The organism is Arthrobacter sp. AL12 (assembly GCF_029960645.1).
GTDB lineage: Bacteria > Actinomycetota > Actinomycetes > Actinomycetales > Micrococcaceae > Arthrobacter.
In genome coordinates this window covers 87,062-104,995 of record NZ_JASBQY010000005.1, presented here as the reverse complement: position 1 = coordinate 104,995, position 17,934 = coordinate 87,062, and the positions used below count along the sequence as shown (strand labels likewise).

Genomic DNA, 17,934 nt, shown 5'->3' with positions numbered 1-17,934 from the left:
AGCAGCAGATACAAGCATGAGTCCCGTCCTCCTCTTTATCCTCGGTGTCGTCTTTGTGGCGATCGGCATCGCCGTGTCCATTGCCCTGCACGAGGTGGGCCACCTGCTGCCTGCCAAGCTGTTCAAGGTCCGGGTCACCAAGTACATGATCGGCTTCGGGCCCACGCTCTGGTCCCGCAAGAAGGGCGACACCGAATACGGGTTCAAGGCCATCCCGCTGGGCGGCTTCGTGTCCATGATCGGCATGTATCCGCCGAACAAGGACGACGGCACCGTGCGCACCTCCAGCACCGGGATGTTCCAGTCCCTCGCCTCGGATGCCCGCTCGCAGGCGCACGAGGAAGTCGGACCCGCAGACGAGAACCGGGTGTTCTACAGGCTGCCGGTCTGGAAGAAGATCATCATTATGCTCGGCGGCCCGGCCATGAACATGCTCATCGGGCTCGGGCTGACGGCCGTGCTGCTGATGGGCTTCGGCACCGCCACCCAGACCACCACCATCGCCGACGTCTCCAAATGCCAGGTCAAGGCCGGCGAAACCGTGGACCCGGACTCCGCCGACTGCCGGCCCACGCCCGCCGCCGCCGCGGGTCTGTTGCCCAACGACGTCATCACCTCCTTCGACGGCAAGGCCGTGACCAGCTGGGATGAACTCACCGGCTGGATCCGCGCGTCCGCGGACCGGCAGGTCAGCATCACGGTGGCGCGCGACGGCGTCCCGGTCACCACCACTGTCACCCCGGTCCTCTCCGCGCGGCCCGTGGTGGGCGACGACGGCCGCCAGGCCAAGAGCGCCGACGGCACCCTCCAGTACCAGGATGTCGGCTTCCTGGGCATCGGGGCGCAGACCGCGCTCGTGCCGCAGCCGGCGTCGACCGTCCTGCCGATGGCGGGCGAGAACATCAAGCAGATCGCCGGCGTTGTTCTGAACCTCCCGGCCCGGGTGGCAGGCGTGGCGGAGGCGGCGTTCAGCGAGGCCCCGCGCGACCCCAACGGACCCATCAGCGTGGTCGGCGTGGGGCGGGTGGCCGGGGAGGTCGCCGCGATGGAGCAGGTGCCGATGCAGTCCCGGGTGGCCACCCTCGTGGGGCTGCTGGCCGGACTCAACTTCGCCCTGGCCGTCTTCAACCTCATCCCGCTGCTGCCGCTCGACGGCGGCCACGTGGCCGGGGCGCTCTACGAGGGTGCCCGCCGCAGGATCGCCAAGCTCTTCGGCCGCCCGGACCCCGGCGCGTTCGATATCGCCAAGCTGCTCCCGGTCACCTACGTGGTGGCGGTGCTGCTGATGGGCATGGGCGCCCTGCTGATCTACGCGGACATCGTCAAACCGGTCAACCTCTTCGGCTGACGCGGCGGCCTGCCGGCCTGCGGAAATGTCCCCTGAGGTTCAGGGCTGTGTTGACGGAAAACAGGACCAGGAACGCGGCCCACGCACCGCGCTGGAGGTCCCAGAGCGGCCACCACAGGAACATCTGGGCCCAGAAGTACAGCGCCACGTACGGGATCAGCAGGCCAAGCCTGGGCAGTAAGCGCCATTCCACCGGCGCCAGAGGTCCAGGTAGCTGCCAAACACCGCCCCAGCAGCCGAGCAGGAGCGGGCCCGTGTACAGCCGCCAGGACTGCCCGCCGGCAAGGAGCGGGAGCCCGGGTCCCGCGGCGGCGTAGGCCACCCAGCCGTAGCGGTCCGCGAGCCAGGAACGCCACCGCCGTGCGGCGAAGTAGGCGGCGAGCAGGGCTGGGAGCCGAGGCCGAAGGCGATGAACGCCGCTCCCGCTGCTGTCGGCACCGTCCCACCTCCGCGGCGTCGTGGTTGATGTGCCCCAGACTGGACCGGCGCCGGTTGAGCTGTCAACGGCGCCGGTGCCCGGCCTGCCCTTCGTTGGCATTGCCCCGCGGTCCGGGGGCACTTTGCCGCCGCCGTCGTCGCAATGGACGACGGAACCCGCCGTTTTCGGGTCAAAGTGCCCCCGGACGGCCGCCTGATGCCCCCGGACGGCCGCCTGTTGCCTCCGGACGGCCGCCTGTTGCCTCCGGACGGCCGCCTGATGCCCCGAACGGCCACCGGATGCCCGGGCCGGCGTCCCGGCGACCTCGCCGGCGAACCGGAGAACGCTGATTATGCTTTATCAGTTTATTTCGGCTTATTTTTAGTAATCAGTTGAAAATGATTGATTCCGAAGGATCAGCCCCTTAAGGTGGGGTTATGTACGTCATGACCATCGACCAGCGCGGCAGCAGCGCCGACGTCGACCGTGTCCCGGAACTCCTGGCGGAACTGGCCGGGCTCTCCACTGCCGGGCGCTTCGAGCGGTCCGTCGGCGACGAAGTCCAGGGAGTTGTGGAACGCCCGGACGAAGTCGTCGACATCGCGCTGCACGCCCTGCGCAGCGGGCGCTGGTACGTGGGCGTCGGGGTGGGGGTGGTGGACCAGCCGCTGCCGGCCAGCCCGCGGGAAGGATCCGGGCCGGCCTTCGTGGCGGCGCGCGCGGCCGTCGAGAAAGCCAAGTCTGGCGCCGCGCACGTGCCCATCGCCGTCGTCTCCGGCGGCCTGCGCAGGGGAGAGGCTGCTCCCTCGCCCGCGGGATCCGCCGGCGCCCGCGCCTGCGCCAACGCCGAGGCGGTGCTGCGGCTGATCGGACGGCTGGTCCAGGACCGGACGGCCGCACAGTGGAAGGTCGTGGATGTGCTGCGCTCGGTGCAGCATGGCCACGCCGGCACGCATGGCACGCAGAAGATTGCTGCCCAGGAACTGGGAATCACGGAACAATCGGTGAGCCGTGCGCTGCTGCGCTCCGGCTGGCAGGAAGAATGGGCCGCGAGGCCTGCGGCGGAGATGCTGCTGGCCTTCGCCCACGGAGTGATTGCCGCCGACGACGACGCCCGCGGGCAGCCCGCAGACCGAAACCCGGACGCGGGCGGGCCCCAGAACCCGGATACCCGCCCCCGGGACAGCACGGAAGGAGACCGGTGAACGCGCTCTGGATCACCCTGACCCTGCTCACCGCAGGCTTCGTCGGATGGCCGGTGACGGCCTTGGTCTTCCGGCTCGCCCGGACCATCGATGACCGGCAGGAGGCAGGTGCCGGAGCCGCCGACCCGGCAAACGACCCGGCGGCGGATGCCACCGCTGATCCCATGGCCGCCACCGGTACCGCATCCGGCGCGGCCGCCACTCCCGGCACGCCCGCCACGCCCGGCGCGGCAGCGGGCTCCGCGGCCCTTTCGGTCAGCAGCGTCAGGATCCTGCGCGGCGGCGCGATCATCGGCGTGCTGGAGCGCCTGGCGGTCTGCCTCGCGATCCTCGCGGGCCAACCGGTCGCCATCGCTTACGTCGTCGCGATCAAGGGCCTGGGCCGTTTCGCCGAACTGAAGGAGACACCGGTCGCCGCGGAGCGGTTCATCATCGGCACCCTCACCTCCCTGCTGTGGGCGGCCGGCGTCGCTGCCCTGGCCAAAGTGTTCTTCCTCGGCTGACCCCGCCCGCCTGTCCGCCCCGGATGGGCAAGTACGCCGCCCGCCTGTCCGCCCGGATGGGCAAGTACGCCGCCCGGCCGTCCGCCCGCAGGGGCAAGTAAGCCACCGGCCGTCCGCCCCGGATGGGTACCTGGCCCACGGGGCGATAGTGTATCCGTATGACTGTTTTTGCTGTTGAGTACGTATACGATGTCGAATCCTCCGAAGCCCGCGCCGCCACCCGCCCGGCGCACCGCGAATGGACCGCGGGACTTGCCCAGGACGGAACGCTGCTCGCCAGCGGCCCCTACGGTGACGGCGCCGGCGCCCTGCTGATTTTCAAGGCTGCCGACGAGCAGGCCCTGAATGAGGTCCTCAAGCGGGATCCCTTCAACGCCGCCGGTGCCATCTCCGGCACCCGCACGACGATCTGGGCACCCCTGACCGGCCTCCTGGCCGGCCACGCCGCCTAGCCGTCCCCGCCAGCCCTACCTCGATACAAGGAGTCCATGTGACCTCGGTCAGCCTGGGAATGCCGTCAGCACCGCCACCCGTCCTCGCCCCGCGCCGCAAGACCCGCCAGATCAAGGTGGGTTCGGTCGGCGTCGGCTCCGATTCGCCGATCAGCGTGCAGTCGATGACCACAACGCCCACCACGGACATCAACGCCACCCTGCAGCAGATCGCCGAGCTCACGGCCTCCGGCTGCGACATTGTGCGCGTCGCCTGCCCGTCCGCGGACGACGCCGAGGCCCTGCCGATCATCGCCAGGAAGTCCCAGATCCCCGTGATCGCGGACATCCACTTCCAGCCCAAATACGTTTTCGCCGCGATCGAGGCAGGCTGTGCGGCGGTCCGGGTGAACCCCGGCAACATCCGCAAGTTCGATGACCAGGTTAAGGAAATCGCCCGCGCGGCGAAGGACCACGGCACCTCCATCCGGATCGGCATCAACGCCGGATCGCTGGAGCCCGGAATCCTGAAAAAGTACGGCAAGGCCACCCCGGAAGCCCTCGTGGAATCCGCGGTCTGGGAAGCGTCGCTGTTCGAAGAGCACGGCTTCAACGACTTCAAGATCTCCGTCAAGCACAATGACCCGGTCATCATGGTCGCCGCCTACGAAATGCTCGCCGAACAGGGCGACTGGCCGCTGCACCTCGGCGTCACCGAGGCCGGACCCGCCTTCCAGGGCACCATCAAGTCGGCCACGGCCTTCGGCGCCCTGCTGTCCCGCGGCATCGGTGACACCATCCGCGTTTCCCTCTCCGCCCCGCCGGTGGAGGAGATCAAGGTCGGCAACCAGATCCTGCAGTCGCTCAATCTGCGACCACGCAAACTCGAGATCGTCTCCTGCCCGTCCTGCGGCCGCGCCCAGGTGGACGTGTACACACTCGCCGAGCAGGTCACCGCAGGGCTGGAAGGCATGGAGATCCCGCTGCGCGTTGCCGTGATGGGCTGCGTCGTCAACGGACCGGGCGAAGCGCGCGAAGCCGACCTCGGCGTTGCCTCGGGCAACGGCAAGGGACAGATCTTTGTGCGGGGTGAGGTCATCAAGACTGTGCCGGAGGACCAGATTGTTGAGACACTGATCGAAGAGGCCATGCGTATCGCTGAAGAGATGGGGGAGGCCGATGGCGAAGATGCTGTCAAGGGTAGCCCCGTGGTTAGCGTCTCGTAAGGACGGCGCCGCTCCCGGCGTCGCAGTCCGGACCCTCGGGGGCTCGGATACATCCCAGCTGGTGGACCTGGCGCGGCAGGACGACGTCGCGAATGTTTTCGTCCTGTCCCATCTGGCCACCGCCGGTTCGGCGGCTCCCACCACCGGCGGTGCCAGCATTCTGGGCGTGTTCGACGGCGGCACCCTCCTGGGCGCCTGCTGGGCCGGCGCGAACCTTGTGCCGGTCCAGCTGGACCCCGGGCTTGCCAGCGTGGTGGCTGCGGCCGCGCACCGCTCCGGGCGCCGGTATGCCTCGATCTTCGGCCCGGCCGAGACGGTCCTGGCACTGTACTCCGGGCTGGAACAGTCCGGGCAGACGGCCCATGAGATCCGCGATGACCAGCCGCTGATGACGATCTCCGGTCCTCCCGCCGTGGCCCCCAACCCGCGGCTGGGCTTCGGCCAGCTGGCGGACTTCGACAAGATCCTCCCCGCCTGCGCGGCGATGTTCGAAGAGGAAGTGGGATATTCGCCGTACCTTGGCGGCCGGGAGTACTACAGCCGCCGGGTCAAGGGCCTCATCCGCGAGGGCCATTCGATGGTCCACCTGAACCCCGCACACGAAGTGGTCTTCAAGGCCGAACTCGGTGCGGTCACCCCCGAGGTGACGCAGGTCCAGGGGGTCTGGATGAACCCGGAGTTCCGCGGCCAGGGCCTGAGCGCCGGGTACATGGCCGCCGCCGTCGTCCTGGCCCAAACCCTCGCCCCGGTCACGAGCCTCTACGTGAACAACTTCAACAGCCGGGCCCGTGCCACCTACGAGCGGGTCGGCTTCCGCCAGGTCGGCACGTTTGCCACCGTGCTCTTCTAACCGAAGGGTTCATCAGCTCTAACCTACGGTTCCGCTGCGGAACCTCTGGTTTCACAGCAGTACTCTTCCTAACCAGCAGTAACACCGGCATCACAGAAGATATCTGAATGCGGACTCTTGTTTTAGTGCCCTGGGTCACATAAGTTCGATCTAGCCGTGTCGCATGTGCACGTGTTTCCCCGGGAGCAGCGGCCGGGGACGCAGACGCCCTTGAGGGCAACACAACGGAACTCACGGCCATTTCTTTGGCGGTGCTGGGACCGCAGAGCCACGTCATGACAGGATGACCAGCCGGAGACGGCCAGGGGCTTCCGTCAGTTATGGCGTGGCTCTTCCGTGTCCGGGCTGACGGTAGATTAGTAGGTACGCGTGTGCCGGTCCTCCGGTGCTACTGATTCACGGCTTTGTTCACAGCCGCACTATTTACAGCTCGGTTATTTACAGCTCGATTATTTACAGCTCCATTATTTACAGCTTTGCTGCTTTGCCCCGCACCTTCCCAGAAACGGATAGATACCCAGTGGTCCTTCGACTCTCCAAGCTGTTCCTGCGCACCCTGCGTGAAGATCCCGCCGACGCCGAGGTGGCCAGCCACCGGCTCCTGGTCCGCGCCGGTTACATCCGGCGGGCCGCCCCGGGCATCTACACCTGGCTTCCGCTGGGGCTGAGTGTGCTGCGCAAAGTGGAGACGGTCATCCGCGAGGAGATGGCCGCGATCGGCGCCCAGGAAGTGCACTTCCCGGCCCTGCTGCCCAAGGAACCCTACGAGGTCACCAACCGCTGGACCGAGTACGGCGAGGGCATCTTCCGGCTCAAGGACCGCAAGGGCAACGACTACCTGCTGGCGCCCACGCACGAGGAAATGTTCACCCTGCTGGTCAAGGACCTGTACTCCTCGTACAAGGACCTGCCGCTGAGCATCTACCAGATCCAGAACAAGTACCGCGACGAGGCACGTCCCCGGGCCGGCTTGCTGCGCGGGCGCGAGTTCATCATGAAGGATTCCTACTCCTTCGACGTCGACGACGCCGGCCTGGACGCCAGCTACGCCGCGCACCGCGGCGCCTACCTGAAGATCTTCGCGCGCCTCGGCCTCGAGGTCATCCCGGTGGCCGCTACCGCCGGCGCCATGGGCGGCTCCAAGAGCGAGGAATTCCTGCACCCCACCGAGATCGGCGAGGACACCTTCGTGCGTTCCGCGGGCGGCTACGCGGCCAACGTCGAGGCCGTCACTACCGTGGTCCCCGCAGACATCGACTTCAGCAGCGCCCCGGCTGCCGAGGTCCGGGACACCCCGGACACCCCCACCATCGAAACCCTGGTGGACGCCGCCAACGTCCTGGTGCCCCGCGCCGAGGCCGACGGCGGCGCCTGGACCGCCGCTGACACGCTCAAGAACGTCGTCCTCGCCGTCACGCTGCCGACCGGCGAACGCCAGATCGTCGTCATCGGCGTTCCGGGGGACCGCGGCGTCGATCTTAAGCGCGTGGAGGCGAACATCGGATCCTTCCTGCCGATCGCCGGCGAAATCATCCTCGAGGCCGCCAACGAAGAGGACCTCAAGAAGCAGCCCCTCATCGTCAAGGGCTACCTCGGCCCCGGGCTGTCCCTGGACGCGCCGCTGTTGGGAACCGAGGGCGCCGCCAAGCTGCTCTACCTCGTTGACCCGCGCGTGGTCAGCGGTTCCGCCTGGGTCACCGGCGCCAACGAGGCCGGCAAGCACGTCTTCGGTCTGGTCGCCGGCCGCGACTTCGGCTGGGACGGCGTCATCGAGTGCACCGAGGTGCGCGCCGGCGACGAGGCCCCCGACGGCTCCGGCCCGCTGGTAACCGCCCGTGGCATCGAAATGGGCCACATCTTCCAGCTCGGCCGCAAGTACGCCGAGGCCCTGGAACTGAAGGTCCTGGACCAGAACGGCAAGCAGGTCGTGGTCACCATGGGTTCCTACGGCGTCGGTGTCACCCGCGCCGTCGCGGCCCTGGCCGAATCCAACCACGACGACAGGGGCCTGATCTGGCCGCGCGCCGTCGCTCCGGCCGATGTCCACGTGGTGGCCGTCGGCCGCGGCGAGGAGATCTTCGCCGCCGCGGAGAAGCTGGCTTTCGAACTGGAGGCCGCCGGCCTCGAGGTGATCTACGACGACCGTCCCAAGGTGTCCCCGGGCGTGAAGTTCGGCGACGCCGAACTCGTCGGCGTCCCGACCATCCTCGCCGTCGGCCGAGGGCTCGTGGACGGTGTGGTCGAGATCAAGGACCGCCGCAGCGGCAACGCCGAAAACATCGCCGTCGAGAAGGCCGTGGGCTACGTGGTCGACGCCGTCCGCAACAGCTAACCCGCAGTCAGGCGTGGTCTCCGGACTCGAGTCGATCGAGCTCAGCACCCTGATCCTGATCGTGGTCGCCGGCTTCGCCGCGGGCTGGGTCGACGCCGTCGTCGGCGGCGGGGGACTGATCCAGCTCCCGGCGATGCTGCTGGTGCCGGGCATCAGCCCGGTGCAGGCGCTGGCGACGAACAAGATGGGGTCGATTTTCGGCACCACGACCAGCGCCGTCACCTACTACGGCCGGGTTCGGCCGGATCTGCGGACCGCGCTGCCCATGGCGGTGATAGCCATGGCCGGCAGCTTCGGCGGGGCGGTGCTCGCCGCGAACCTCCCGGCGAGCGTGTTCAAACCCATCATCCTGGTGGCGCTCGTCGCCGTCGCGCTGTTCACGGCCTTCCGCCCGAACGTCGGGGAGCTGACCCGGCTGCGGCACAACGGCCACCGGCACTATGTGCTGGCGTGCCTGATCGGCGGCGTGATCGGGTTCTACGACGGCCTGATCGGCCCCGGCACCGGGTCCTTCCTGATCATCGCGCTCGTCTCGGCGATGGGGTACGCCTTCCTCGAGGCAAGCGCCAAGGCCAAGATCGTGAACATGGCCACCAACGCCGGGGCCCTGCTGTTCTTTGTGCCGCATGGTGCCGTGCTGTGGGGACTCGGGCTGGTCCTGGGCGTGGCGAACATGGCCGGCGGCTACCTCGGGGCCCGGACCGCCGTCAGGCACGGGAACAAGTTCATCCGCATCGTGTTCCTGGCCGTGGTGGGTGTGCTGATCATCAAGCTCGGCGCGGACATCTGGCAGGAGAACTTCGCCTGACCCGCCGGCCGCCGGGCGCCCACCCCCGCTGCCCGTCCAGAATTGCTGTCCTGCCTGACCCCACTGCCCGTCGTCTGGCCGCGGGCTTAGCATGCAGCTATGTCAGCACCTGAAGAACGCTACAGCGATGCCCTGGAGACGGCGGCCCGGCACGCCCGCCAGTGGCTGGAGAGCCAGGAAACACGGCTTGTGGGCCCTCGTGTGTCCGCGACAGACCTCGCTGCCGACTTCGGCGGTCCGTTGCCCCGGGAAGGCATGCCGGCAGCGGAGGTGGTGGAGTACCTCGCCACGAAGGCCGAACCAGGGCTGATGGCCATGCCCTCCGGACGGTTCTTCGGCTGGGTCATCGGAGGCACGCTGCCGGCGGCGCTGGCCGCGGACTGGCTGGTCAGTGCCTGGGACCAGAACGCCGGACTGCGCTTCGCCACCCCCGCGACGGCGGCCATCGAGGAGGCCGCCGGCACCTGGCTGCTGGAGCTGCTGGGGCTTCCTGAAGGGTCCGACGTCGGTTTTGCCACCGGCGCCACGATGGCCAACTTCACCGGGCTGGCCGCCGCCCGCTGGCGCCTGATGGCCGACGCCGGCTGGGACCTCGACGGCGACGGCCTCTCCGGCGCCCCGCGGATCCGCTGCTTCGTGGGCCAGGAACGGCACGACACCATCGACCTCGGCCTCAGGTATCTGGGGCTGGGGCGGCCCACCGTGGTCCCCGCGGACCGGCAGGGCCGCATCAACCCGCGGGAGCTGGACCGGGCCCTGGCGAGCGCCGTTGAACAGGCGTCGGCAGCCGGATCGGGCCCGGCCCCGCTGCTGGTCTGCCTGCAGGCCGGGAACCTGCACTCCGGAGCCTTCGATCCGTTCACGGAGGCCATCGCCATCGCCATCGCCAAAGCACACGGCGCCTGGGTCCATGTGGACGGCGCGTTCGGGCTCTGGGCCGCCGCCGTCCCGGAGCTCGCCGCGCTGACCGCCGGGCTGCAGGGCGCCGATTCCTGGGGCACCGACGCGCACAAGACCCTCAACGTCCCCTACGACTGCGGCATCGCGGTGGTCCGTGACGCCCAGGCGCTGCGGGCCGCCATGGGCCTGCACACCAGCTACCTGATCCAGGACGCCGACGGCGCGGCGGACCCCTTCGAGTCGGTGCCGGAACTGTCCCGCCGGGCCCGCGGGGTGCCGGTGTGGGCCGCGCTGAAATCGCTGGGCCGGGACGGGGTGGCCGCCCAGGTCCGCGGGCTGGTGCTGCACGCCCGGCAACTGGCGGAGCAGCTCTCCGCCCTGGAAGGCGTCGAGGTGCTCAACGACGTCGACTACACCCAGGTCTCGCTGGCCTTCGGCGACGACGCCACGACCCGTGCGGTGACGGCGCGGATCATTGCCGACGGGCGGGTCTGGATGTCCGGGTCGCGCTGGCGGGACCGCGACATCCTCAGGATTTCCGTCAGCAACCGGAGCACAGACGACGCCGACGTGGCAGTCGCCGTCGCCGCCGTCCGGGATGCCGTGGCGGCGGTCCGCGGCTGACCGCCCGGGATGCGCGGCCACTCTTCCCGCCGGCTCAGGCGTGGACGTTCCTGCCGGCTCAGACCTGCATGTTCCTGCCGGCTCAGGCGTGGACGGCCAGACGGACGGCCGCCACCTTGTATTCCGGGCAGCCCGTGACCTCATCCGTCTGGGAGGAGGTCAGGCTGTTGACCGTGGCGCCGGGGAAATGGAAGCCGGCAAACACCTGCCCGGGTTCCACGTCGTCCGTGATCCTGACCCGCAGGACCGCCGCCCCGTGCCGGCTGTCCAGCCGGACGTAATCGCCCTCACCGAGGCCCAGCGCGGACGCGTCGCCGGGGTCGACGTAGACCGTCTCTTCGGTGAGCAGGTGCAGGTTGTCGGTGCGGCGGGTCATGCTGCCGGAGTTGTAATGCTCTCCCCGGCGACCGGTGATCAGCAGGAAAGGGAACTCCGCGTCGCATTGCTCGCCCGGCGGCAGGTAGGGCCGAGCTGCCAGATGCGCCAGACCGTCAGGGGTGGCAAAGCGGTCCTGATACAGCCGGGGCGTTCCGGGGGATTCGGCCGACACGCACGGCCAGTGCAGCGGACCGTCCCGGTCCAGGCGCGGGTGCGAGATTCCCCCGAACAGCGGCGCGACCGTGGCGCATTCCGCCATGGCTTCAGCCGGCGTCGCGCAGCCGAGATCCGCCCCCATGCGGGCCGCGACGTCGACCAGGACAGCAAAGTCCGTGCGGACCCCAGCCGGGGGAGCCACGGCCTCGCGGACCCGCTGGAAGCGCCGGTCGAAGTTGACGAAGGTGCCGTCCTTCTCGAGCCAAGCCGCCACCGGGAAGACGACGTCGGCGGCGGCAGCCGTGGGGGAGAGGAACAGGTCGTTGCAGATCACCAGCGGGCAGGCCTCCAGTGCCGCCCGCACCTCCGTGCTGTTGGGGTCGGTGGTGAGTACGTCCTCGCCGATCACCCACAGGGCCTTCAACGCCCCGCCCCGGGCGGCCGCGAACATCTGCGGGATCCGAAGTCCCGGCCGCGGCGGCAGGCTGGTCCGCCAGGCAGCGGCGAAGCTTGAGCACGCTTCGGGATCGTTGACTTTCTGGTATCCGGGCAGCAGATCGGGGAGGGCCCCCATGTCCGATGCCCCCTGGACGTTGTTTTGCCCGCGCAGCGGATTCACCCCGCCGCCGGATCCGGGTCCAACCGCCCCGCGCAGGAGGGCCAGGTTGGAGAGGGCCCGGACACCGTCCGTGCCGTGCAGGTGTTCGGTCACCCCGAGTCCATAGAAGATCGCCGGAGCCAGCGACTGCCCGTACATCACGGCCGCGCGCACCAGGTCCTCCGCGGGTACGCCGGAGATTTCAGCCACGCGGTCCGGCGGATAGTCGCCGAGCAACCCGAGCAGTTCCTCATGGCCGCTGGTGCGGGTGTTGAGGAAGTCCTCGTCCACCAGGCCCTCGCGGACCAGGACGTGTGCGAGGCCGTTGAACACGGCCACGTTGGTTCCCGGCCGCGGCCGAAGGTGGACGTCGGCGTGCCGGGCCAGTGAGGTGCGGCGGGGATCCACCACCAGACGGGGCGGCGCCTTGGCCGGGGATTCCCCCCGCAATTGCGCGGCCAGATCGGGGCCGGCGCAGGCCTGGTCGCCGTCTAGGGCTGCGGGGCCGGCGAAGCAGTAGCCGAGGCAGCGCACCGCCTGGATCGAAACGGAGCCGTCCGCCGTCCGGCTCCACGCCTCTACCCCGAGAGCCGCCTCCACCTCGGCCACGTGGGCTCCGGCAGTCGCCGCGAAGCACGCGGTGGCGGTGCAGACGCGGACATGCCGCGATCCGCGCGGCGCGGAGAAATCGCTGAAGAACGACGCCGGTCCCTGGACCGCCGCGGCGGGCAACCCGAGCGCACGGGCAACCGCCGTTGGTTCAGCGCCCGGGGGGCGGAGCATGCCCCGGACGTCCCCGATCGGCCGGTCGAAGCGGGCTGCGTACCGGAGAAACGGATCGTCATTGGTCCGCTTCGTGTGCCCTTCGGGCACGGAGTTTGAGCGCCCCTCCCAGGGTTCGTGCATGCACCCCACCCTCGTCCGGGGCCAGGGGAGGAGCTTAGTGCCGAAAGTCCCGGGACGCCGGGACGCCCGGCGCCGGCAGCCCGTGGGGCGCGGGGAGCTCCGGGAGCGTCCGGCCGGCGAGCGTGCTGGCCACCCAGAGTGACCGGGCGAGATCGCCGTCGTGCCCGGGCGTCGACGCGTACCAGAGCGCGTTCTCGACCTCGCGGGCCAGGCTCCATTGCCGGGCCACCTCGGCGTCGAGCCCGGCGGCCATGCTGAAGTCCCGGCAGCGCTCCCGCAGGCCCCGTTCCGGATCCGCCCGTGACAGCTCACGGATCCGGTTCCACAACAACGGTGCCACCGCGAATTCCGCCTCGCCGATCATGGGCTGCGGATCGATCGCGGCCCATCCAGCGGCTGCTTCACCGCCGCCGCTCTCCGGTTCCTCCCCGGGGAGCCCGGCCAGGATGTTCAGATAGTGCAGGTCGGTATGGACCAGCACATCCCGCCCGGAGCGTCGCCCGACGGCCCCGCGGGTCTGGCAGACCTCGAGCGCGGCTTCCAGCAGCCAGCGCGGGAAGGGCCGGCCCAGCCGTTCCCAGCTCTCCGGCAACTCATCACTCCACTGCTCGGCCCGGGCCGCCACGTGGTCGAAATCCCGCCATTCCGGCCGTCCGTCCGGGACCAGGCCCAGCTGGCGGACCAAGGCGCCCCACACCGGGACAGCCTCGTCCAGGGGCGCGTTATGGAGGGACCGGGCAGCGTCCAGGCGCTCCAGCAGCAGCGCACCGGCCCCGGCGTCGCCGGCCAGCAGCCGCACCGCCCCGTGCCCGTCCCAGAGGGCGAGGGCCTGCGGTTCCACGAGCGCTTCGTCGTGCGGATACGCGATCTTCAGGACGGCAGCCTGGCGCGCAGTACCCAGGGTTCCATTCCCGAACTCGGTGCCGGTGCGGGCGCTGGCACCATGCCGCACCGGAATCACGATGGCTCCGTGGCCGTTCCGCGGCAGCGCTCCGGGGGCGAGGTCCAGCTCGAGCTGCCACTGGTCCAGGCAGTGCCGGACCAGGCCGGGCAGGGAGGCGAGCCAGCCGCGGCCGCTTGAGCTGCCGCCGTAGCGGCGGCTGAGGTCGGGCGGAATCGGGATATCTGCTGGCTGAATCATCGGATCCAGCGTAGTTGCAGCATCCTGCCGACGAAGCAGGGCCGTTAGCCGGCGATGCCGCTGGCTCCGAGCCAGCTGCCGATCAGGAAGGTCGCGATGAGCGCCGCGGCGCCGCCGATCACCACCCGCACGGCGGCCTTCATCTTCGAGCCGCCGCCGATCCAGGCGCCGACGGCCCCGGTCAGTGCCAGGGCCACCAGCACGGCCACGAAGGTCAGCGGAACCCGGATGTTCTCCGGCGGCAGCAGGATGGCAAGCATCGGGAGGATGGCACCGACCAGGAACGCCGCAGCGGAGGCGAACGCGGCGTGCCACGGACTGACAATGTCCGTCTCGTCGATGTGCAGTTCCGCCGACAAGTGGGCGCCGAGGGCATCGTGGGCGGTGAGTTCCTTGGCCACTGTCCGGGCGGTGTCCGCGCTAAGACCCTTGCCCTGGTAGATCGCGGCGAGTTCCTCGAGCTCCTCTTCGGGCTGTTCTTCCAGTTCCCGGCGTTCCTTCTCGATCAGGGCCCGCTGGCTGTCCTTCTGGCTGCTTACCGAGACATACTCGCCCAGGGCCATCGAGATTGCGCCACCGACCACACCGGCGGTACCGGCGATGAGGATGGGGCCGGACTCGGTGGTGACGCCGGCGACACCGACCACAATCGCGGCGACGGAGACGATGCCGTCGTTGGCGCCCAGCACACCCGCGCGCAGCCAGTTGAGGCGGTGCGCGATGTCGGTCTTGTGGGGCTCGTTGTCGTGCTGGAGGGGGGCGGCTTGACTGTCCATGACTACAGCAAAGCACCGGCGACCACAGCCGGCCAGTATGACGAGCCTAAGTAAGCGTTTCCTCGCCGCCGCGGTTCCCGGTACCCGGTTCTCGGCGGGCAGCGCAGCGGGGGCACTATGACCCAGATTCGGGGCATTTTTGAGCTGGATTCGTGGTTTTCGGACCTCAATGTTGCCCGGCGCGGCCGACACCCAGCCCAAGCGAAACCGCCCAACGCCCAACCGCCCAACCGGGAAGCAGGCCGAGGCAGGCTACGGGCTGGGTGCCGGCAGTTCGGGCAAGCCCGCCGGGTCTACCGCCAGGCCGGGGAGGGCTCCTGTCTCCGCACCCCAGGCGGCGGAGCGGCGTGCGGCACCGACGAGCCCGGCGATCGCCCATTGACGGGTCTGGCCCTCACTCAAGGCCACCAGGTCCCCGTAGACCCGCAGCGCCGAGGCTTCCAACCCTCCGAGACCGGTGGCGGGGTTGGCCAGGAAGTCCTGCTCCGTCGCGTATCCGGCTTCGCGCTGCGGCACGGGGGCGCAATGTACCCGGCTCAGGGCTTCCGCGCCGGCCGCGAGGGCCTCATGCAGGATGAGCTGTTCCGACGCCCGGGCAGCCGCCGCGCCACCCAGCCGGGGCAGGGCCACCTGGTAGCCGTACACGGTCTCCAGTTCTGTCCTTACGGTCGCGGCCAGCGCCCCGGGCAGTGTGGCGGCCTGGGCATCAGCTCCCGCAGAAGCCGCCGAAGGGGACGAAGTTGCCGGAGCCGCTGAAGCCGCCGACGCGGCTGAAGGTGCCGTCGCAGCCGGGGAGGACGACGGCGACGCCGCAGCATCCGGGCACGTGCCGGAAAGCGGGGGTACGGCAGGGTCGGGCACCGCCGGGGCCGGCGCCCCGGCGGCCGCCGCTAGGGAGGATGCCTGCAGCAGCTGGGCCGTCCCGACAGCGGCGAGCAGGCGGGCCATTCCGCCGTCAGCCACGGCAGCGTCGGCGAGCCGCTGGGCGGCGCTGTCCGCCAGGGCGGATGCCAGTGCGGCCGCCGAAGCGGGCAGCGAAGCCGCGGCCGAAGCGGGCAGCGTAGCCGCGGACTCGGCACCAGGCTGATCAGGAGACGGAACACCAGACGGAGCAAGAGAGGGGGCCTCAGACGGAGCAGCCGACGGTGCGGAAGGCCCCGCCGGGAGAGCAGCATCCGGCTCATCCTGGCCCGGCAGGAGGAGGGCACGGGCCTGGCTTGTCAGCAAACTCACAGTCCGCGCCACGGCGGGCGTTGCGTCACCGGTCGTGGACCCGCCCAGTTCCTCGCCGGCGGCCCGCAGCCGCATGGTCTCGGCCAGCGCGGCGGACCTTGCCTGCTCGGAAAACGGCGGGTCGGCGGGCTCCACGGGACTTCGGGGACTCAGCGCGATCCCGAGGCTCACGACCACGAGGGCGAGGCAGGCCAGGAGCGCGATGCGGGGAATGAGCGTCCGCCGCTGCTTTTCCCCGCTGTCGTCTTTCACAACAGACCATGTTGTCATGCCGGCCGGGAACTGAAGTGCACCACGGCGCCCGGAAAATCGCTAGGCTAGTACACACAACATCATCTAACGGGAGGCGGCCGGCATCATGACCAACGCAGAAGCCACGACTTCAGCAGACCGGACCGGGACGGGTAAGGCTGAGGCCGCACCCGCTCACAACTTCGAGGCCGAGCGGCTGCATGCCCTCCTTGAACCCGAGGTCCTGGCAAACCGGCTGTACCTGGAGGACGTTTCCATTCACGTCGCCGGAGCCAACCGCGTCGTCCACGTAGTGGTGGACCTGCCGCAGGAAGAATCGGGCGGCGTAGGTCTCGACGTCATCGCGGAGATTTCCAAGTCCCTCTCCGACATCCTGGACAACGATCCAAGCACCGACGCGCGCCCTTACGAGCTTGAGGTTTCCTCGCCCGGCGTCGGCCGTCCCCTTACCGAGGAGCGGCACTGGCACCGTGCCCGCGGCCGGATGGTCAAGGTCAATGTCCTGCAGGGCGAGAACGTCACCGGCCGGGTTCAGTCCGTCGACGACGACGGCGTCACCCTGGTCCCGGAGATCGCCGTGAAGAAGGGCATGAAGTCCAAGCAGGGCGAACCCATCAAGCTTCCCTTCCACAAGATTCGCAGCGGAAAAGTCGAAATAGAGTTCAGCCACCTCGACGAGGCAGGCCTGGAGAACGCAAACAATGGACCTTCCGAGGAGGCCTAATGGATATTGACATGAGCGCACTGAGACTCCTGGAGCGTGAGCGTGAAATCCCGCTGGATCTCCTGATTCCGACGATCGAGCAGGCCCTGCTGGTGGCCTACCACAAGACGCCGGGAGCCTTCGAGAAGGCCCGGGCCGAACTGGACCGCAAGAGCGGCCACGTGACTATCTGGGCCACGGAGATCGACGACGACGGCGACCCCATCGGCGAATTCGAGGACACCCCCGCCGGCTTCGGCCGCATCGCCGCCAGCACAGCACGGCAGATCATCCTGCAGCGCCTGCGCGATGTTGAGGACGACAACGTCCTCGGCGAGTTCAAGGGCCGCGAGGGCGAGCTGGTGGCCGGTACCATCCAGCAGGGCAACAATCCGCACATGATCCAGGTCAACCTGGGCTCGGTGGAGGCGCTGCTGCCGCCGCCCGAGCAGGTGCCGGGGGAGAAGTACATCCACGGCAACCGGCTCCGTGCCTTCGTGATCGACGTGCACCGCGGCACCAAGGGACCTTCCATCACGCTGTCCCGCTCACACCCGGGCCTCGTGCGGAAGCTCTTCGAAATGGAAGTTCCGGAAATCGCGGACCGCTCCGTGGAGATCGTCGCCCTCGCCCGTGAAGCCGGGCACCGCACCAAGATGGCGGTCAAGGCCAACAACCCCGGCATCAACGCCAAGGGCGCCTGCATCGGCGAAATGGGTTCACGCGTCCGTGCGGTCATGAACGAACTGAACGACGAAAAAATCGACATCGTCGATTACAGCGACGATCCGGCAACCTTCATCGCCAGCGCACTCTCACCGTCACGGGTGAATTCGGTCACCATCACCGACGAGGCAACGCGTTCGGCCCGCGTCGTGGTCCCGGATTACCAGCTCTCCCTCGCCATCGGCAAGGAAGGCCAGAACGCCCGCCTCGCCGCCAAGCTCACCGGCTGGCGGATCGACATCGTCTCGGACGCCGCGGTCAGCCGCGACAAATAGGCCCCAACTCAGTGGCCCCCGTCAAGAGGGCCGCAACTCAAGGGCCCTGGTTCGGGCCGACCGTCAGCATCCGTGGCCCCGCAAGTTCGGGGCCCGGGCGATTGAGGGGCTAGAATAGACATGACCGCGCCTAACGGCCGGTATC

The 17,934-nt window shown here is 69.2% G+C and carries 16 protein-coding genes; 11 read left to right on the top strand and 5 right to left on the bottom strand.

The annotated features are described in order from the left end of the window. The first annotated feature begins 16 nt into the window (after window positions 1-16). Window positions 17-1,348, top strand: coding sequence for a site-2 protease family protein (locus QK291_RS07970; RefSeq protein ID WP_282380663.1), 1,332 nt, complete (start codon window positions 17-19; stop codon window positions 1,346-1,348). Here the strand turns inward: QK291_RS07970 and QK291_RS07965 are convergent. Then, entirely contained in the window at window positions 1,332-1,886 is a 555-nt protein-coding gene (locus QK291_RS07965; RefSeq protein ID WP_282380661.1) for a hypothetical protein, read from the bottom strand. The genes QK291_RS07970 and QK291_RS07965 overlap by 17 nt on opposite strands. 317 nt (window positions 1,887-2,203) lie before the next feature. Between QK291_RS07965 and QK291_RS07960 the strand changes: the two genes are divergently transcribed. The 8 genes from QK291_RS07960 to QK291_RS07925 all read left to right on the top strand — a co-directional run bounded on the left by QK291_RS07960 (window position 2,204) and on the right by QK291_RS07925 (window position 10,645). Then, window positions 2,204-2,971 (top strand): MarR family transcriptional regulator, encoded by a 768-nt coding sequence (locus QK291_RS07960; RefSeq protein WP_282380660.1) that lies wholly within the window; start codon window positions 2,204-2,206, stop codon window positions 2,969-2,971. Next, window positions 2,968-3,474 (top strand): hypothetical protein, encoded by a 507-nt coding sequence (locus QK291_RS07955; protein WP_282380659.1) that lies wholly within the window; start codon window positions 2,968-2,970, stop codon window positions 3,472-3,474. The genes QK291_RS07960 and QK291_RS07955 overlap by 4 nt, the downstream gene beginning before the upstream one ends. Before the next feature lie 158 nt (window positions 3,475-3,632). After that, a complete protein-coding gene (locus QK291_RS07950) occupies window positions 3,633-3,926 on the top strand; it encodes a YciI family protein (RefSeq protein WP_282380657.1) in 294 nt (97 codons plus the stop codon). A 38-nt stretch (window positions 3,927-3,964) separates the two neighbouring features. Next, window positions 3,965-5,131, top strand: a complete 1,167-nt coding sequence (gene ispG, locus QK291_RS07945; protein WP_069951145.1) for a flavodoxin-dependent (E)-4-hydroxy-3-methylbut-2-enyl-diphosphate synthase — start codon at window positions 3,965-3,967, stop codon at window positions 5,129-5,131. Beyond that, window positions 5,094-5,981, top strand: coding sequence for a GNAT family N-acetyltransferase (locus QK291_RS07940; protein ID WP_282380839.1), 888 nt, complete (start codon window positions 5,094-5,096; stop codon window positions 5,979-5,981). The genes ispG and QK291_RS07940 overlap by 38 nt, the downstream gene beginning before the upstream one ends. 520 nt (window positions 5,982-6,501) lie before the next feature. Continuing rightward, window positions 6,502-8,313: a proline--tRNA ligase gene (locus QK291_RS07935; RefSeq protein ID WP_282380654.1), complete on the top strand. Its 1,812-nt coding sequence runs from the start codon at window positions 6,502-6,504 to the stop codon at window positions 8,311-8,313. Between the two features lie 13 nt (window positions 8,314-8,326). Further along, window positions 8,327-9,121, top strand: coding sequence for a TSUP family transporter (locus QK291_RS07930; protein WP_282380653.1), 795 nt, complete (start codon window positions 8,327-8,329; stop codon window positions 9,119-9,121). 99 nt (window positions 9,122-9,220) lie between these two features. Next, window positions 9,221-10,645, top strand: coding sequence for a pyridoxal-dependent decarboxylase (locus QK291_RS07925; RefSeq protein WP_282380651.1), 1,425 nt, complete (start codon window positions 9,221-9,223; stop codon window positions 10,643-10,645). A gap of 82 nt (window positions 10,646-10,727) precedes the next feature. Here the strand turns inward: QK291_RS07925 and QK291_RS07920 are convergent, their stop codons facing one another. The 4 genes from QK291_RS07920 to QK291_RS07905 all read right to left on the bottom strand — a co-directional run bounded on the left by QK291_RS07920 (window position 10,728) and on the right by QK291_RS07905 (window position 16,085). Beyond that, window positions 10,728-12,683: a molybdopterin-dependent oxidoreductase gene (locus QK291_RS07920; RefSeq protein ID WP_282380649.1), complete on the bottom strand. Its 1,956-nt coding sequence runs from the start codon at window positions 12,681-12,683 to the stop codon at window positions 10,728-10,730. Between the two features lie 34 nt (window positions 12,684-12,717). Beyond that, window positions 12,718-13,824: an aminoglycoside phosphotransferase family protein gene (locus QK291_RS07915; protein WP_282380647.1), complete on the bottom strand. Its 1,107-nt coding sequence runs from the start codon at window positions 13,822-13,824 to the stop codon at window positions 12,718-12,720. A 44-nt stretch (window positions 13,825-13,868) separates the two neighbouring features. Then, on the bottom strand, window positions 13,869-14,600 hold the full coding sequence (locus QK291_RS07910; protein ID WP_282380645.1) for a VIT family protein: 732 nt from the start codon (window positions 14,598-14,600) through the stop codon (window positions 13,869-13,871). 252 nt (window positions 14,601-14,852) lie between these two features. Next, the gene (locus tag QK291_RS07905) at window positions 14,853-16,085 is read right to left on the bottom strand and encodes a DUF4439 domain-containing protein (RefSeq protein WP_282380643.1); all 1,233 of its coding nucleotides are present in this window, start codon (window positions 16,083-16,085) and stop codon (window positions 14,853-14,855) included. 106 nt (window positions 16,086-16,191) lie between these two features. Between QK291_RS07905 and rimP the strand changes: the two genes are divergently transcribed. Next, entirely contained in the window at window positions 16,192-16,809 is a 618-nt protein-coding gene (gene rimP, locus QK291_RS07900) for a ribosome maturation factor RimP (protein WP_282380641.1), read from the top strand. Further along, complete coding sequence (gene nusA, locus QK291_RS07895; protein WP_282380639.1) at window positions 16,809-17,789, top strand: transcription termination factor NusA; 981 nt, start codon at window positions 16,809-16,811, stop codon at window positions 17,787-17,789. The genes rimP and nusA overlap by 1 nt, the downstream gene beginning before the upstream one ends. Window positions 17,790-17,934 lie beyond the last annotated feature (145 nt).

Bases quoted from the DNA above. Each gene is read 5' to 3' on its own strand.
- QK291_RS07970 (WP_282380663.1), top strand. From the start codon at position 17: ATGAGTCCCGTCCTCCTCTTTATCCTCGGTGTCGTCTTTGTGGCGATC.
- QK291_RS07965 (WP_282380661.1), bottom strand. From the start codon at position 1,886: ATGCCAACGAAGGGCAGGCCGGGCACCGGCGCCGTTGACAGCTCAACC.
- QK291_RS07960 (WP_282380660.1), top strand. From the start codon at position 2,204: ATGTACGTCATGACCATCGACCAGCGCGGCAGCAGCGCCGACGTCGAC.
- QK291_RS07950 (WP_282380657.1), top strand. From the start codon at position 3,633: ATGACTGTTTTTGCTGTTGAGTACGTATACGATGTCGAATCCTCCGAA.
- QK291_RS07940 (WP_282380839.1), top strand. From the start codon at position 5,094: ATGCTGTCAAGGGTAGCCCCGTGGTTAGCGTCTCGTAAGGACGGCGCC.
- QK291_RS07925 (WP_282380651.1), top strand. From the start codon at position 9,221: ATGTCAGCACCTGAAGAACGCTACAGCGATGCCCTGGAGACGGCGGCC.
- QK291_RS07920 (WP_282380649.1), bottom strand. From the start codon at position 12,683: ATGCACGAACCCTGGGAGGGGCGCTCAAACTCCGTGCCCGAAGGGCAC.
- QK291_RS07915 (WP_282380647.1), bottom strand. From the start codon at position 13,824: ATGATTCAGCCAGCAGATATCCCGATTCCGCCCGACCTCAGCCGCCGC.
- QK291_RS07910 (WP_282380645.1), bottom strand. From the start codon at position 14,600: ATGGACAGTCAAGCCGCCCCCCTCCAGCACGACAACGAGCCCCACAAG.
- rimP (WP_282380641.1), top strand. From the start codon at position 16,192: ATGACCAACGCAGAAGCCACGACTTCAGCAGACCGGACCGGGACGGGT.
- nusA (WP_282380639.1), top strand. From the start codon at position 16,809: ATGGATATTGACATGAGCGCACTGAGACTCCTGGAGCGTGAGCGTGAA.